The sequence below is a fragment of the Capnocytophaga canis genome (assembly GCF_000827555.1).
Taxonomy (GTDB): domain Bacteria; phylum Bacteroidota; class Bacteroidia; order Flavobacteriales; family Flavobacteriaceae; genus Capnocytophaga; species Capnocytophaga canis.
On record NZ_CDOI01000143.1, the window covers coordinates 1 to 17,291 of the forward strand.

Sequence of the window (17,291 nt, forward strand, 5' to 3'; positions counted from 1 at the left end):
TCGTTCAGTAGCATATTTCCGCTATAAACCTTAATAGTATTGAAAGCAGTAGCGTTAATACGTTTTTTCAAATCCAAAACAGTGGCTGCATCACAGAAATTTTGTGGCGTAGCTACCGTAAAGGCAGGAGAAGGCTTAACTGTTACCGTTACTGATTGAGTCGATTCGCAACCGTTGGTTCTTGTTATTTTCAATCCATAAGTAATGGTTCTTGTATTTGTACTTGACACTCCTGTATAGGTAAACACAGGATCTTTTATATTTGATGAAGACAAATATGCTAAATCAGCTACATTGGATGCCGTCCATTGATAGCTCTGATAATTAGGAGCCGTTACGTTATAGACAAATTGTCCTTGTTCACCCGCACAAACGGTCAAATTAGTTACCAAGCCTGAAATAGGATTAGGTATAGAAGCCTTCAAAGGAGGAGTATCACACAAACAAAAGTTTGATTGTCCTGAAATTCTCAAATACAATCGGCAAATTTGATTTTCGGGCAAAGAAACCGTTCCAGTTAAATTTTGTGTTAAAGCGTTTGCATTAAAGGTTTTTCCTGAAATTACAATGTCCTTACCTGTTAATTTTTCGGTTTCTTGAATAATACCGTCAAAATTTTGATCTTCATATAACGAAACCACCAAATTTCCTGAATACGCCTCCGTTGCACTTCCATTTCGCATATCAAAAGTGAAATTTAGTTGCTCTTGCCCTCCAACAGCCGTTGACGTTATCTTCATATTTTCAATACTCAACTTAGCTCTATCGGTGTGGATATCAACCGTTTTTTCTGGCGAAGTAACCACACTAATAGACGGACAAGCAGTTCCGTTACACGAAATATTGTTCGCTACGTCGATAGTGTAGTAGGTTATCTTACTTGGTACAGCACAATCTTTCGCTGGTTCGTTTTTCTGTTTAACGGTTATCTCATATTTAAAATGATGTAGATTAAACATACCAGAAGGAATTTTTATAACCAATTCCTGATGGTCAATATTTTGTGTTGTTGATTCCAAAACAGGATCAGCAAAAGTTCCGTTCTTTCCGGTAACGGTAAACGTTCCTGTAACGTACTGGAATCCATCAGGTATTTTAACGATTACTTTTCCGTCAGCTCCACTAGAATTTCCTCCAGAAGCTTGAATTTGATGCATACCTTCGTATACAGCTCCGACTCCAGTTGCACAATAATTAGCATTACCCGATTTTCTGACAAGGGTATTATTTACCGTATAGTTCGCAGAATTCACCCCATCAACTCCCGCAGTAATAGCGTTATCACGCGTACCTTCAAGTTCACCGCCACACACGTTTTTACCTAAAACCTCAACACTGAACGTTGATCCTACACGGAAATCACACTTTGGTTTCACATTTACGCGAACACGTATTTTACGTTCAGGCGAATTAGTTCCTGATGCAGCTGCTGTTCCTTTAAGAATTTCATCTGCATTCAACAGCGTATACTGCAGGTTATTACCAACTGTAACGGCTGTAAGTGTACGGGTTACTGTGCTATTTGACGGATAAAATGCCTGTACTTCTTGAATATCAATACCTGTTGCTTTGGCAATAGACATCTTAATATCCACCACATTACCTGGTTTTCCGTTATTGATTTCGTATTCATACCAGTTGTCTTCACACATATGCAAACGGCCTATTTGGCTTCCAGGTGTTTCTGGATAAGGCGTAACAGTACGTTCAAGTTGTGTTTCACTGTTTGCAGCTTTCAATATAAATGAAGTTTTTGCATTATCCAATCCTGTCGTATTAGCACTGCTACACGTTTCAGGATCATTGTATCCTTTTGAGAACGAAGTACAATTCCAACCTGCATACAAGCTTAAGGTTGCATCTTGGCAATTTGTCAAGCGAACCAAAACCCGATATTCTTTTGAAGTATTAGGGGCTAACCCTTGCTCTGAAAGATGATACATTTTTTGTCCTGTAATAGTAGGTGAATGCGTAATGGCATCCGCCCCATCATAAAACCCTAAGATTTCAACTCCTTGCACATCGGGGATAGAAATCCAAGTGTAAGGCGCTTTTGATATCGTACCTAAATTTGTGAGTTTTACTTTTAGTTCTGTTACTGCCTCTGTAAGTACTACTTCATTGTTACCCGATGATTCTAATTTTATGGTAGGCTTGTTAATCATATCCAAATCATACGAGATCGTTTTTAGTTGATCCACAGGTGGATTAGAAACCGAGGGGTCAAGATTAATTCCTGCATAATGGTAAAAATCATCATAATAAGTAGGATATATTATTACATCATCAGGGGTGTCGTTTTTACCTGTGGTAAATCCTGACTGGGTAGAACGACACGAACCAATAACTGTTACCATTATGTGGGTAGCATAGTCATTCGTTTTTGAAATTAAACCTGGTGGCAATTTATAGGTTTTGGTTACAGGGTCATACGTATTCTGAATTTCATAGGTAGTAACCCCATTCGATGTAGTTTTAGTAAAATCAGAATACTCAAAATATTTAGTTATGAATTTTTCCCCGCTATCACTGGGTTGTGCTATTCTATATTGATAACGTACCCTTTCGGTTACTGAATAAGTTTTGGGTAGGGTAAATTTAAAACTCTTTATCAAACGATCAGGACGAAACTCGTGTTTAGTAAGCGATATGTTCGACCCTCTATGACGTTTACCTATATGTAATAGATTCCCATCAACATCCTTAGGAATACAAGCATTGGTTCTTTGGTTCCCATTAGTGCCATCAAAGGGATACAACAAAATAATTTTCATATTTTCAGGCGTACGAGGTGCTCCACAATACAATTCGGTTCCTGCTCTTTTCATATAAAAATGAGAAGACTCTCCTATGTAACGTTGTGTTGTATAATTGTCAAAAGATATATTATAACCTACGACCCAATCGTATTTAGTTACTTGATAGGTAGCCGTTACCTCAAAGGTTTCGCCTTGTAACAAAGGTTGCCCACCTAACGCTTGGGTCAAATTCCAATCAAAGGTCATTTGCCGATTAATTCCTGAACCACTGTTTATTTGGGTTAACGTAGATGGATCGGCATTAATGGTGTACTGAGTACCTGTACGAGTTCCGTTTGTGAATTTTACTAAAACCGATTTAGGCTTCAGCGCTACGTTTTTACCCGTTTTAAAACGATAATATAGATTGTCGGTGTTGCCCCGATTTTGCTTTCCTTTAGCAAACACCTCTACATCATCGTGTTCAAGGGCATATTCCAATAGCTCTGGAGCTATAGGTCGTAAGGTTGCTTTGGTATGTCGAATTTGCATCGTATGGTCAGTCCACCCTAATGAATTTTCAGCCCTTTCAGCATATGTTGCATCTATTTGAGGTCCATCATTATCACAATCATCTCCACAAATAATTCTTATAGGCTTGCTATCGCATATCAACCTGACGGCACATTGTTGGGGCTTACCATAATGATCCAAGTGCGAAATTTCATAATCGATAGTGGTATTAGAACTTGCTCCGCAATTGGCAGCAAGATCCATCGTTATATATCCTCTGACATTATCTTCAAGAGCCTCAAAGGTATATACATTCCCTGAAATGGTGGGTATTACGGTCTGCCCCGATGTAGGGGGAAGAACTTCATATCCATTGGATTTATACCATTTAAAATTGGAAGCCGTTACGTTAGAAGGCAGGGTGATTTTGTAGCGTATGCGCCATCTAGCTTCTTCCTGACCCGTAGAGCCTACCTCTCTTATCCAATAATTGGGAGCCTGTCCTATGGCAAAATGCACCTGTTTTGCGGCTTCTCCTTCAAACAAAGTAGGCACCACAAACGAGGCGTCTGGGGCTTGGTAATTTCTATAAAAAGTCCAATCTCGTAAGTAACGTGCTCCTTGAAGTGGATTAGCCCCTTGCCCCCCCATCTTATTACCACACAAGGTTTGATAGGTTATGTACGGATCATATCGGTAATATAAATATGAATAATAATTAGTGGAGCCACATTTATTGGACGAGTCCTCAACTTTTATTAAGTCGTATTCCAAAACAAAAGTCGCCATTGATGGTAAATCGTCATAAACGCCGTCGCCATCAAGGTCATCTAAACCTCCCGATCCATCGGGGTCAGCATTCAACGAACTGAAATCTACTTTATTGGTAAGCCCCGAAGTGTCTACTGGGGTTGTAATAAGTACTTTTGTTCCTACCTTCACGTTAGCTGGTTTAAAAAGGACTGGAAAGCGACTCGAACTCTCTTGTTTTATGTAAATAGCTAACTTATATATTGCAGAGCTCAAAGAGGTATTTGATCCGTAGTTAGTAAATGAAAGCCTTACCTTTCCTACCGATTCGCCCACAGTAGCACAAAGCCCTTTATCTATGATGAAATAGGTCTTGGTATAATCTATATTATCATAACCATTATTTACATTAGGACTTGTCGGATTTTTTCGTGTGTATTCAAGTCTGGGTTCTCCCTCAGGGGTAGCTACACGACGTAATTTTCTATTTGCAGTGTCGTCCGCTTGATACCAATCGTTTACATCACCAGTTTTTCCCCAATTGGCTGTATAGGTGATATTTTTATCTAAACAGTTAACCGTAACGGTATATTTATCAAAAACCGTAACAGAAGTAGCAGGAACCAAGCCGTTAGCTCCAGCAAACTCAGTTTTTGCTATCTTGAAAAATTTTTTGTTGCCTTCTGTACGGTAAGATGTGAGTATCGTCCCCGTTGCTGAATTTAGGCGTACCTCCCCTCCACTAATGCCTTCGGGATACTCAATAGTAAAATACACATCTTCTGCGGTTGCAGTACCTCCGTTGAGTATAACGAAACTGCCTGTGTACTCCGTATTTTTTACAACAGTAACATTAGCGTCCATCTGTTGTAAATTCATAATGGGATACTTATAGAAGTAATGGTCATTAGAGACTTTTTCGTCAGAGATGACTCCCTGCTGAATTTTAACCTTATCTCTTAACTGCTGACCTGCTCGAACCGCTAAATGTGCCTGTGGCGACATTTCCTTAACTATGGAAAATTTAACAGCTCCTGCCGAAGTTACTCCAAGATTAAAGGTAAGTTGATTGCCCGAAGCACTTACCGATGAAGCCGTAGGATTACCAGCCACCCCTGATACGGAAGTATCAAAAGTAAGCGAATTATTTTTGTAAGTCACCCCATCAGGTAAGGTAATGGTAACCTGTGATGTACCATTAGGCACATTAGCCTCCACAGTGAGTTTCCCCGCTTCAAAGCTATTTGTTCCGAATGAAAAATCCGTATCAATAGCAACCGAAACCACTGATTGCCCCTTTAACGACACGAACGTAAAAAATGTTACAAATAAAAAAAATAGTTTTTTCATATCCTTAGTAATAAAAAACGCTCAAGTTTATCCTTTAGTTATCATTTGTTAGTTGTACAAATGTGGACAAAGGTAAAAATTTTATTGTATACTCAGCACTTTTAAATCGTTTTTACAACATTATTAACAATTTTATCAACAGGAAACAATGGGACACTACATCCCACATATTATCTTCAGACTAAAGATAGATAGTGGCATGGATATAGTAACTACTTCATTAACAGTACAAATTGTATTTTACAAGATTGTGTATATATGAATTATCTGTACCTTAAAAGCCTATTTTTCAAATTATAGCCACCTATGCATCTCCTATTGTGTTAAAAAATACAGAACGATTTTTCAAAATTACAGTGTGATATAACATTCCTTGGAACTATTGTAGATTCTATTGTGTATTTTCCATATATTTTATACTTTTGCCTCGAGAGCAAATCGGCTTATCGCTATTTATAGAGGAAAGTCCGGACACCATAGAGCAGCATAGCGGGTAACGCCCGTCCGTCGTAAGGCGAGGACCAGTGCAACAGAAAGGATGTACAATACGGTTGTAGTGAAATCAGGTAAACTCTATGCGGTGCAACGCTATGTAAACCAGCACTTGAGGGCGGCTCGTTCGATGTTGGAGGGTAGGCGGTTTGAGTTTACAAGTAATTGTAAATCAAGATAAATGATAAGCGTCTTTACAAAAAGATTACAGAATCCGGCTTATGATTTGCTTTTTAAATAAAGAAAGGCTATTCGATTTATTTTCGGATAGCCTTTCATTAGTTATAATTCAGTATGAAGTAGGATTAATATACTCCCATATAGAAACCTTCTCCTGAAACTTGAAGTGTAGCTCCTTTTTCAAATCCGTTAGGATCGTCCTTGGTCGGATCAAAAATATAGATATTTCCTGAACCTGAGGTTGGGCAGATTGCCATGTAAAGTTTACCATCCTTACCTAATTTAGCAGCTTGATAGTAACGCATCCATAGTTTGGAAGGCATATTCATTTTCTTAGCTGTTTTTGCTCTTAAATCTACACGTGCTAAGCCCCAGGTAGCATCAGTTGCTTCTAATTTTGAAGCCTCAGCGAATGGCACATAAGCAATTCCGTTACCTGCATAGAAAAATCCTGTACCTGCAACATCGTGTGAAAGACCTAATTTTTCTTTTAAATCAAAATCATAACTGTTGTCATACTCTCCCGTTACAGAATTTATTTTAAATATGTGTGTTTGCTCCATCGAAATATTATAGACATCATTTCCGTCAATTAAATAAGATGGTGCACGATAGCCATATGTTTCTCCATATCCTTGTGTGGAATATGTAAGTTTTGGATTTTGGAACGAAGGATAGTCAAGCACCAATGTTGTAGCATCATGTGCAATCAAACTATTTCCTGAACCATACTGACGTGTAGCAACGATTTTTTGAGTTGTTTCATTAAACCCTTGAACAGCTGTACCTATGTATGCTTTTCCATTGTGAACAATAGCATTATCTACTCGCCAAATATGTGCATTTGGAAGTACATCAGATGATTTTGCATCTGGGATTTCTATGTCAACAGGTTTTCCTAATGTAAAATCCGTTAAATTTACACTGAGAATACGAAGTTTTGATTTTTCCTTTGCAGTTACCGCTCCTGTGTTACCATCTACTCTATACTTAGGTGTTATGTTAAAAAGCAACGCTGTTTTATCGTCAATCATTTTCCAACGAGGATTGCTGGTTCCCATAATTTCCTTAACAGAAAGATCTTTCACTTTACTATACAATTGGTCATTTCCCGAAACAGAATATTTTACGATTTTCCCGTTGCCGTACTCCAAATCATACAAAAATTTCCCATCAGCAGATGCATAAAAACGATGTGTTCGGGCTGATTCAAAGGCTTTACCAATTTTCCCTTCTCCTTCAAAAGTGATTGAGCCTGTTTTCAAATTCGTAATAGGAGCAACATTAGCTGATGCTGTTCCTTTATATCCTGAACCGTATCCCAAATGGAAAATAACTCCTGCATTTGGATCTACTTCAGGGGTTGAGCTTCCTTCCTTGTTACAGCCTACGACCGTCAAACCTGTTGCGATTATTGCAAGAAATAACGTTTTTGATGTAATTTTTTTTTGTTTCATTTTATCTTTATTTAGTTAATAATTTATTTTAAAAAATTGTATATGTGATTTTCCCAAAGATGGAACGTCCTGGTTTTTGTAGAGCAAAATTATCAAACACTTGAGTGTCAAAAATATTTTTAGCATTAAACGCTAATATCCATTTTCGATTTGGAAAGGAATAAGTTATTCCCAAATCGTGCAGTGGTTGTGAAGGAATTATGATTTTTCCTACGGCTCCATAGGCCTCCCATTCTTTGAAAAACTCATGTGTATAACTAAAATTATAATTAAATGACACCTGTGATTTTTCCTGAATTATGCCCTTAAAAATGTATTCGACATTAGCATTGGCTGTAAAATAGGGAGCATTCCTCAAACGATTTCTGTAGTGAGCATAGCGAAGCCCTGTGTCTGGCGAAAACTCTAAATTAAACAACGCATTAAAATAAGAAACATTACCATTGAAAATCAAGTGTTTATCCCAAATATAACGCAATTCAACATCAATTCCTTTACTGATTATTTTCCCCAAGTTCTCAAAACGGAAAAAATCATCACTCGGACGAGGTACTCCTCTAACAATCATATCATTAATATCACGAACAAAAAAGTTCATTTCAGCTCCCAATTGATGTTTTCCAAAAGAAAAATCTCTGAAATTTATCCCTGCATTTAAGTTATTACTATATTCAGGCTTTAACCCTAAACTTGGTGATACTCCTTGGCTCGTATTACCTAAAAGTTCGGTACTCTCTGGTAAACGTATTGACTTTTCTCCTGATAATGAAACTATTATCTTAGGTGTAAGTGCATACGAAAGCGTAAAACCATAACCTTGATCATTAACCTTATTATTATGTTTCACGTTATTTACTACGATGGTTCCATTAGGATTTCTTGTCCTTATAAATTCCGTTAAAGAAACCTGCTGACTATAAATTTTATAGAATAACGAAGACTTTAGTTTATCATCAAACAGATTTACATCGTAATTAAAACTCGTAATTTTCTTGTGATATTTTCGTTCATCTAACAAATTTCGAATATCCTCAGGCAATAAAGGATCATCTATTTGGCGTATAAACGTTCCCAAAAAGTAACTCACACCAATGAGATGATTTTTGTGAATATGATAATGAGCATTTAGTCTATTCGCTAAATTTCGTTCATCATTAGTTGCTAAAGTAGGGCTATCACCCTCTGCCCCACTCTGCCATTTAAGTAGCTGATTGTTATACCCTCTTGCAATTTCTCCTTTCCAATTGTATACATAAGGAACAGTATCAATCAACTGACGATATGTTTTGGAATAAGTTACGAATGCAGAAACGTCTAATCCATTAACAAACAGGTCATTTTTCTTGTACTGAAAATTTCCCATAGCGGTTTTGTACTCCGTTCTGCGATTACCATATACTACTTCCATAGTAGCTCCCGTTTGTATATCACGCTCCATCTCTGAAAACATAAATCCAAGTAGAAATTCATCTGCCCATTTTTTGCGTGTAAAACCAAAGTTCGATTTGATACCCGACGAATAGTATTTATCATGAAAACGCTCTGCTTTAACATGGGTGTACTCTCCAGTAATTGGATTTGTCACATACACATTTTCGCCCCAAACCTTGTAGTTATTATCCGTAACATTATAAAAAGAGGATAAAGTTGCTAAAAATCCCGTTTCTTTATCACGGTGACTTGCGTTCAAATCCCACTGGTGAGTGTTAAACGAACCGTAGGAATAGGAAGTCATGATGTTACTCCGCATATCTTTTTTCAGTACCACATTAATTCCTCCGCCCAAAGCATCTTCGGAAAGCTCCGCTGGTAGCACACCTTTGTACACCTCAATACGTTCAATCATCGAGGGAGGAATACTGCTAAGCGAAAACGAGCGTCCATAATTGCGAATCGGAATGCCATCAATGAAAATACGCACTGAATTTCCTGATAAACCATTCAAATTGAAAGAAATATCCGAACCCATTCCTGCCGACTGACGGATTTTAATCCCCGCCGAACGCCCCAAAAGCTCCGTAGTTTGAATATTTTGCATCAACACATCTTTAGTGCTAATAACATTCATAGCATAGCCTTGATCTTTGGATTGTCTGCCCTTACTTTTCCCCAAAACTTCTACTTGACTGAGGGTAATTGCCTCGTCGTATTTCAAACGAACGAACAGTTCGGTTGATTTTCTTCTTAAATCGGCTTTCACTTGAACTGACTGTCCTCCAAAAGGAATTACCTCAACTACATATTCTTTTCCTAATGCCAAGTTTTCAAGTCGGAACATTCCCTTTTCGTCAGTGGACGTATGCCTGTTCAAACTACGAATAACAACCGTAGCCATGTCCACAGGCGCTCCATTAGCGTAAACAACTCTCCCCATGAGCATTCCACGATTTTTAGGAGGTTGTTGAGCATGGATGATAGGGAAAACACCTATACTGGCGTACGTCAATAGAAAAAAAAGAAAACGAATGTATATATTATTCATCTAACTGATTTTATTCTCAAATTAATGATTTACAATTACTTACACTAATGATTTAGACTAAATCGGTGCAAATATAAAAAAAATATTTTTATGTAGAATGAATTTAAATAAAAATATTAACCTAAAATCAAAATAAATCCACTTCTTGAAGTATTTCTCTTTAACAGCTATTAGAGACATTATATCTACCAATGCTGTTTTGAAAAAAAAATGAAAATTATAGAAAAGTTACACGAAAAACAGATATAAAATTTCTCAAATCTTCTTTTTTCTGTATTTTTGCCCCCTGAATTATAAGATTATTAACCTGCTGAAAAATCACATTTTAGCGATCTAAAAAATTAATATACAGAAGAATAAATCCGTTACAACCTTTATAATTCAAACGAAATAATCATTTCAGACATCCTTATTCAATCTAAAAAATATAGCTGTGGGAAGTAAAAATAAACTAAAACGCTTCAAAGAGAACGAAACTTTTTCAAATGTACTGCAACCTAAACGGGATGAGCTACTTGCCGAATCCTTCGCTTTTAAAGGCAAATGGCATCAAGAATATTTTAAGAATAATCTGCCAATCGTATTAGAATTGGGGTGTGGTAAAGGAGAATATTCTATCGGATTAGCAAAGAAAAATCCGAATAAAAATTTTATTGGTATTGATATTAAAGGAGCTCGATTTTGGCGTGGTGCGAAAACTGCTATTGAAGAAAACATACCTAATGTAGCGTTTTTACGCACACAAATTGAACTTATTGAACATTGTTTCGCTCCTGGGGAAGTGAGTGAAATCTGGATTACGTTTCCTGATCCACAAATCAAATATAAACGCACCAAACATAGGCTTACAAATATGGATTTTTTAAACCGCTACAAAAACATACTTTCATCGGAAGGTTATATCCATTTGAAGACGGATAGCGAATTTATGCATGGATATACCCTAGGACTGCTTCATGGATTGGGACATGAGGTAGTTTATGCAAATCATAATATCTACAACAGCGATGGGGTTCCAGCAGATGTGACAGAAATTCAAACGTTCTACGAGCAGTTTTATCTATCTCAAAATAAACCGATTACTTACATTCGATTTAGAATAAAAGATAACGTTTAAGATTCAAAAAGTATAATCACTTAATTGTTAATCTCTATTGACTAAAACCATCCATCACTTCCTATTATTTGGTGTAATAAAAAAGAATAAAGATGATAAAAAATTTTTCCAGTTTGATTAGTCTCTTTTGCTTAACGTTAGTAGTTTCAGCACAAGAGCAGAAGGAAATCAACCTGCTCACAGGTGAAAAATGGTGGGGTGGAGCTACCAGCTTTGGTAATTCAATGCCTTTTTCACAAACGAAAGTCATCGACTTGCGAACTCGTAATTTCAACAATCAAACTGTCTCCCTTTTTGTGTCTAACAAAGGGCGCTATCTTTGGAGTGAAACACCAATGGAGTTTCAATTCACAGAAAATCAAATTAAAGTAAAAACCACACGTGGAAAAATTGAACTAGGAACTGGTGGAAATACCCTCCGTGAGGCTTATCTGGCTGCCTGTAACAAATACTTTCCATCATCAGGAAAAATTCCTCCTGAACTCTTCTTTTCAAAACCTCAATACAACACGTGGATTGAACTAGTTTACAACCAAAATCAAGAAGATATCCTAAATTATGCCCGAAATATCGTGAAAAACGGTTTTCCCGCAGGTATTTTGATGATTGACGATAACTGGCAGAAATACTACGGGAATTTCGAATTTCGTCCAGACAAATTTCCTAATCCTAAAGCATTGATAAATGAACTCCACAAAATGGGATTCAAAGTTTTACTGTGGGTTAGTCCCTTCGTATCACCTGATTCACAAGAATTTAGAGACTTACAGCGTAAAGGTTTCCTTGTAAAGAAAAAAAACAGCAAATACGCAGCCTTATTACGTTGGTGGAATGGATTCAGTGCTTGTTACGATTTTAGTAACCCTAATGCTTTTGATCATTTTACCCAGATACTCAAAAAGATGCAAAAGGATTACGGCATCGACGGATTTAAATTTGACGCAGGTGACCCAGAGCGTTACCTCGAAGAGGAGATTGATGTTTTTGACAAACAATCATTTGACGTAGAACAGACTTTCCTCTGGGCAAAACTCGGTTTGGAATTCCCTTATAACGAGTATCGTGCTTGTTGGCAAATGGGAGGGCAACCTTTAGTACAACGCTTGGGAGATAAAGCGTATTCTTGGGATGGCGTTTCGCGACTCGTCCCTGATATGATTGCTTGTGGACTCCTTGGATATGCTTATACTTGTCCTGATATGATTGGAGGAGGTGAATTTTCTAGTTTTCAAGGTATTGACCCTACAAAATTTGACCAAAGTTTGATTGTTCGTTCTTGTCAGATTCATTCAATGATGCCAATGATGCAGTTTTCGGTAGCTCCTTGGCGAATTTTGAGTAAAGAAAATCTTGAAATATGCTTGAAATACGCAAAATGGCACGAACAATTAGGCGATTATATATTACAACAAGCTAAAAAATCTGCTAAAACAGGTGAACCTATTGTTCAACATATGGAATACGCTTTCCCGAATCAAGGGTTTGAAGATTGTAAAGACCAGTATATGCTGGGAGACACCTATCTGGTAGCTCCAATAATGGAGAAAAGTAATGTCCGAAGTGTAAAACTTCCTAAAGGAAAGTGGAAGGATGACAAAGGAAAGGTATATAAAGGTGGTAAATCGTACAAATTTACTGTTCCTTTGGACAGATTATTATGGTTTACACCTGTGAAATAGCTTTTTTGATATTATCCAAAAAAGAGTGTAAGTTAAAGAGTTATTTAGCTATACCGAAGCATTAGTTAAATTTTCGTTTTTTAAGTTCTATAAATTCTCAATAACTCTCTGACTTACACAAATTGCTGTATGCAACCTAATTTTTTCCCTTACGAATATTCACTTTGAGATTCGTACCCTTTCTATCACAAAGAAACTTCTAAAAGTTCAATGCCTGATGTTTTCACTTGTAACGTATCACAAACTGCGGGGAAAAGCACTGTTTCTCCTTGATTTATAGATAGTTCTGTTTTTCCATCAGAAACTATTCCACTGCCTTTTACACACATGTAGATGTGAAATGAGTCTTCCGCTCCAATTTTCTTTTCAAAATCTTCCGAAAGACTTAAATAATGGGTAATAAAATAAGGGCAATCGACCATTTTATTGGTCGTGTTCTCTGATTTTGAGTAACTTACTTTAAAATCATCTTTCTTCTGATAATCAATAGCTTCCAAGGCTAATTCGGTGTGAAGCTCACGCAAATTACCGTTCTTGTCCTTGCGATTGAAGTCGTACACGCGATAGGTAATATCACTTGTTTGCTGAATCTCAGCTATGATTATTCCTCCTCCAATGGCATGAACTTTACCCGTATTGATGAAAAAAGTATCGCCTTCGCTCACCTCTTCGTAATTCATAATATCAGTAAGTGTACCTTCTGTGAGGTGTTTCTGATATTCTTCTTTGGTTACATCTTTATTAAACCCTACAATGAGTTTTGCACCTGGATCGGCTTGCATAACGTACCACATCTCAGTTTTTCCAAAAGAATTATGTCGTTTTTTTGCCAAATCATCATTAGGATGTACCTGAATTGATAAATCCTCACGAGCATCAATGAATTTTATCAAAATTGGGAAATCTGTACCAAATCTTTCATAGACATGTTTGCCTAACAACTCATTCGGATATAAATCAATCAACTCCTGCAATGACTTATCTTTGAATTCGCCATTCGCTACCACGGAAATATCTCCTTTGACTGCTGACACCTCCCAACTCTCGCCTGTGATATCGGTTTCTATCGGTTTATTAAACAATGTTTTGAGCTTCGTTCCTCCCCAAAGACGTTCTTTTAAAATGGGTTTAAATTTTATTGGATACATATTATTTATTGATATTGTTGAAAATTAATTACTATAAGCTAATCACTAACTACTATTCTCTACTTACCTACCAAAAGTATCATAATGATCTTCGGCATATTTTATCATACGATTCAGCAGTACAATATTCTCCTTTTCCAACACTGAAAGCTGATCATCAACATTATCAGAAACAGGAATATACCAATCTGTCATTTCAAAAAAGTAACGGTAAGTTGCTTTCTTGAACGAATATCCATGACGTGCGTAAACTGAATTTCGAATGATTTCCAAATCTAATTTTTTAAGATTCTTCAGATCTTTTTCGGTCAGCTTTTGCGTTGAAGCATTTATTTCAAAAATAAGTTCTGAAGCAACACGATACCCGACATCTGAGTAATTCTCTTCCTCTCCCTCTTCTGTGTCCGAATCAACAAAACTATCTATAAATTCTTTAGGGCTTGACCAATCTATCAAATCCGTATCCCTATCCAACATCAAATTAGGATCATATGCAAAAACTTTTCTCTGCAAACGCAATTCTTTTTTGGGAATACGTACGTTTTTCTTTTGATAAACTCGCCAAACTCCCACTATACTGTCATTTTTGAGTTGTAATTCAAACTTTCCGTCGGTTTTGTCATCTCCTGGTTCATTAAGGATAAAAACGTTAGATGTTTTGTCATACGTTCCAACAAAGGGTCGCTGATTTCCTCCTGTGATGCTATGTCCATAAACCGTATCATTGATTATTCTATTGAATTTCAACGATATTTTCTTGTTATAGTCACCATATTCTACTCTTGAATAATTAATTTCTTCATCATTTTCAGGAATCATAAAATCGCCCGAATAAATTCCGTACAACTCAGGATAGTGTTCTTTTGCTAAAGCCTCTCTTTCTGTAACTTCAGGCAGTAGTCTTTCTATCTGAACACCTGGATTTTCTTCTGGATTTTCTTGCTTTTTATTCTTAGGAGATTCATTACATCCTATTAACACAAAAAAAGCCATGAAAAGGATTAAATAAATTTTTTTCATAATCGTATTTTTTAAATTATCTTCTTCCAAATTAAGTATTCTACTAAAATAATGTTAGGCAACCATCCCAACCAAGCAATTATTTGATAAGTATCCATCGGAGGTAGATGAAATAAGTAAACTATAACTACTTTCCACATTCTCAGAGTAATAGCTGACAAGGTAAGAGCAAAACTTCGCCACATCCAATGTTTATGCTTGATAAATTTCCCTTCTCTTGCGGTTCTATACGCCATAAAAGTTGTCCACCACCAAAGTATTCCTAAGATAAGAAAAGAAATTACGGAATAAACATTTCCATTAGCATATATTCCCATATAAATACCTGAAGGAGCGGCAAATAGCAAAAGTAGGACAACGTATGCGCTTCCTGTCCAACTATGCAATTTAGCAATACCAAAATTTTTACGTAGAATGGCTAAAAATCCAAACAGAAGGATAAAAATACTCGTATAGACATGCACATAAAAAATAGGCAAATACATCGAATCTGCGTTCACTTCGGTCTGTTTTATCATCAAAAAAGCAACATCCGACCGAATCGGAATATAAAGCCAAGTGATTTTCAACATAAGCCAAAAGAAATAGACAAATGCAACAATCATCAAAACTTTAAGCAACCCTGTTATGTTTCTTTTGAATGCTAACATCCTGATTCGAAATATTCCTACAAAGGTAATGAAAAATGTTATAGATAATAAAAAAACTCAACACATTTTTTTGCGTTGAGTTTTCTTGTTTAAGATGTTACTTGCAATCCTGATTTATCTAATTTTTCTTTGGCATAGTCCTTGGTGACAACCAACTTCTTTTTGTTGGAACTTGGCAGCTCAAACATCGCATCGGTCAAGATACTCTCACAAAGGGAACGTAATCCTCTGGCTCCCAACTTATATTCGATTGCCTTTTCGACAATAAAATCTAAAGCTTCTGGATCAATACTGAATTTGATACCGTCCATTTCAAACAGTTTTTGATACTGTTTTATAATAGCGTTTTTAGGTTCGGTCAATATCATTCGCAAGGTTTCTTTATCCAAGGGATTCATATACGTCAGCACAGGCAAACGCCCTATAATTTCTGGAATTAATCCAAAATCTTTCAAATCCTTAGGAATAATGTACTGCATCAAATTCTTTTTATCAATCTGAGTGTTTTTTGAGGTGTTATATCCTACTGCTTGCATATTCATCCTCTTCGATATGATACGCTCAATACCATCGAAAGCACCTCCTGCAATAAATAGTATGTTCTCCGTATTGACCTCAATGTACTTTTGGTCGGGATGTTTGCGTCCTCCTTTAGGTGGAACATTTACCACTGAACCTTCTAAGAGTTTCAACAAACCTTGCTGTACCCCCTCACCCGACACATCGCGCGTAATAGAGGGATTATCACCTTTACGAGCAATTTTGTCTATCTCATCAATGAACACAATACCTCTTTCTGCTTTAGCCACATCATAATCTGCCGCTTGTAACAAACGTACTAAAAGGCTTTCTACGTCCTCACCCACATATCCTGCCTCGGTAAGTACCGTAGCATCAACAATTGCCAAAGGAACGTTTAACAACTTAGCTATGGTTTTCGCTACCAACGTTTTTCCTGTGCCAGTTTGTCCAACTATGATGACATTACTCTTTTGTATTTCTACGTTATCGTCCGTATCGGGCTGTTGCAAACGTTTATAGTGATTGTATACTGCCACAGAAAGAATTTTTTTTGTAGCATCCTGTCCAATGACGTACTGATCAAGAAATTCCTTAATTTCCTTAGGTTTTTTTAGTGTAATCAATTCATTTTGGTCTGCTGTTTTGACATTTTGAAAATTCATTTCCTCCAAAAATATGCCGTGAGCTTGTTCGATGCAATGATTACAGATACGCGCATCTAATCCATTGACAAGCAATTCAGTTTCCGACTCAGGACGACCGCAAAATGAACAAAAATTATCTGATTGTTTTTTAGCCATATTATCTTTCTTTCAAGTTGGTAAATAGAATGGAAGGCGTATGCCGAACACCAACCAGAGTTTTTAAATTTATTTTCTAACCAAAACCTCGTCAATCATACCATACTCCTTAGCTTCTTCGGCTTTCATCCAGTAATCGCGCTCAGAATCTTTATACACTCGTTCAAATGGCTGCTTCGAGTGAGTAGCGATGATTTCATACAACTCATTTTTGAGTTTTAGCATCTCTTTTAGGTTGATTTCCATATCAGTAGCTACTCCTTGAGCTCCTCCCGAAGGTTGGTGAATCATCACTCGTGAGTGTGGTAATGCCGAACGTTTTCCATCAGCTCCTGCACACAAAAGTACCGCTCCCATAGAAGCTGCCATACCAGTACAGATAGTGGCTAAAAC

The 17,291-nt window shown here is 36.8% G+C and carries 10 protein-coding genes and 1 other RNA gene; 3 read left to right on the top strand and 8 right to left on the bottom strand.

Annotated elements, in window-relative coordinates; genetic code table 11:
* A partial coding sequence (locus CCAND38_RS05485) for a DUF5057 domain-containing protein (RefSeq protein WP_042344250.1) occupies positions 1 to 5,351 on the bottom strand: 5,351 nt, incomplete at its 3' end.
* 430 nt (positions 5,352 to 5,781) lie between these two features.
* On the opposite strand from CCAND38_RS05485, the gene rnpB reads away from it, so the two are divergent.
* Positions 5,782 to 6,080, top strand: an RNA gene (gene rnpB, locus CCAND38_RS11360) — RNase P RNA component class A.
* 68 nt (positions 6,081 to 6,148) lie between these two features.
* On the opposite strand, the gene CCAND38_RS05490 is transcribed toward rnpB, so the two are convergent.
* Together CCAND38_RS05490 and CCAND38_RS05495 are read right to left on the bottom strand one after the other, a co-directional pair.
* Positions 6,149 to 7,480: a DUF4374 domain-containing protein gene (locus CCAND38_RS05490; RefSeq protein ID WP_042344251.1), complete on the bottom strand. Its 1,332-nt coding sequence runs from the start codon at positions 7,478 to 7,480 to the stop codon at positions 6,149 to 6,151.
* Between the two features lie 28 nt (positions 7,481 to 7,508).
* Complete coding sequence (locus tag CCAND38_RS05495) at positions 7,509 to 9,962, bottom strand: TonB-dependent receptor (RefSeq protein ID WP_082023503.1); 2,454 nt, start codon at positions 9,960 to 9,962, stop codon at positions 7,509 to 7,511.
* A 433-nt stretch (positions 9,963 to 10,395) separates the two neighbouring features.
* Here CCAND38_RS05495 and trmB point away from each other — a divergent pair, with 433 nt between their 5' ends.
* Together trmB and CCAND38_RS05505 are read left to right on the top strand one after the other, a co-directional pair.
* A complete protein-coding gene (gene trmB / locus CCAND38_RS05500; protein ID WP_042344252.1) occupies positions 10,396 to 11,079 on the top strand; it encodes a tRNA (guanosine(46)-N7)-methyltransferase TrmB in 684 nt (227 codons plus the stop codon).
* 92 nt (positions 11,080 to 11,171) lie between these two features.
* A complete protein-coding gene (locus CCAND38_RS05505) occupies positions 11,172 to 12,758 on the top strand; it encodes a glycoside hydrolase family 31 protein (RefSeq protein WP_231550000.1) in 1,587 nt (528 codons plus the stop codon).
* 185 nt (positions 12,759 to 12,943) lie between these two features.
* Here CCAND38_RS05505 and CCAND38_RS05510 read toward each other — a convergent pair whose 3' ends face one another.
* From CCAND38_RS05510 to CCAND38_RS05530, 5 genes are all read right to left on the bottom strand, one after another.
* Positions 12,944 to 13,906 (bottom strand): type I phosphomannose isomerase catalytic subunit, encoded by a 963-nt coding sequence (locus tag CCAND38_RS05510; protein ID WP_042344253.1) that lies wholly within the window; start codon positions 13,904 to 13,906, stop codon positions 12,944 to 12,946.
* Positions 13,907 to 13,969: 63 nt separating this feature from the next.
* Positions 13,970 to 14,926: a YARHG domain-containing protein gene (locus CCAND38_RS05515; RefSeq protein ID WP_042344258.1), complete on the bottom strand. Its 957-nt coding sequence runs from the start codon at positions 14,924 to 14,926 to the stop codon at positions 13,970 to 13,972.
* A gap of 11 nt (positions 14,927 to 14,937) precedes the next feature.
* Positions 14,938 to 15,576 (bottom strand): DUF2306 domain-containing protein, encoded by a 639-nt coding sequence (locus CCAND38_RS05520; RefSeq protein WP_042344254.1) that lies wholly within the window; start codon positions 15,574 to 15,576, stop codon positions 14,938 to 14,940.
* An 89-nt stretch (positions 15,577 to 15,665) separates the two neighbouring features.
* On the bottom strand, positions 15,666 to 16,898 hold the full coding sequence (gene clpX, locus CCAND38_RS05525; RefSeq protein ID WP_042006651.1) for an ATP-dependent Clp protease ATP-binding subunit ClpX: 1,233 nt from the start codon (positions 16,896 to 16,898) through the stop codon (positions 15,666 to 15,668).
* A 69-nt stretch (positions 16,899 to 16,967) separates the two neighbouring features.
* On the bottom strand, positions 16,968 to 17,291 hold a 324-nt coding region (locus CCAND38_RS05530; RefSeq protein ID WP_042006650.1), incomplete at its 5' end, for a ClpP family protease.

Excerpts from the sequence above, each read along its gene's own strand:
- CCAND38_RS05495 (WP_082023503.1), bottom strand. The coding sequence starts at position 9,962 with ATGAATAATATATACATTCGTTTTCTTTTTTTTCTATTGACGTACGCC.
- clpX (WP_042006651.1), bottom strand. The coding sequence starts at position 16,898 with ATGGCTAAAAAACAATCAGATAATTTTTGTTCATTTTGCGGTCGTCCT.
- CCAND38_RS05510 (WP_042344253.1), bottom strand. The coding sequence starts at position 13,906 with ATGTATCCAATAAAATTTAAACCCATTTTAAAAGAACGTCTTTGGGGA.
- CCAND38_RS05490 (WP_042344251.1), bottom strand. The coding sequence starts at position 7,480 with ATGAAACAAAAAAAAATTACATCAAAAACGTTATTTCTTGCAATAATC.
- CCAND38_RS05515 (WP_042344258.1), bottom strand. The coding sequence starts at position 14,926 with ATGAAAAAAATTTATTTAATCCTTTTCATGGCTTTTTTTGTGTTAATA.
- CCAND38_RS05505 (WP_231550000.1), top strand. The coding sequence starts at position 11,172 with ATGATAAAAAATTTTTCCAGTTTGATTAGTCTCTTTTGCTTAACGTTA.
- CCAND38_RS05520 (WP_042344254.1), bottom strand. The coding sequence starts at position 15,576 with ATGTTAGCATTCAAAAGAAACATAACAGGGTTGCTTAAAGTTTTGATG.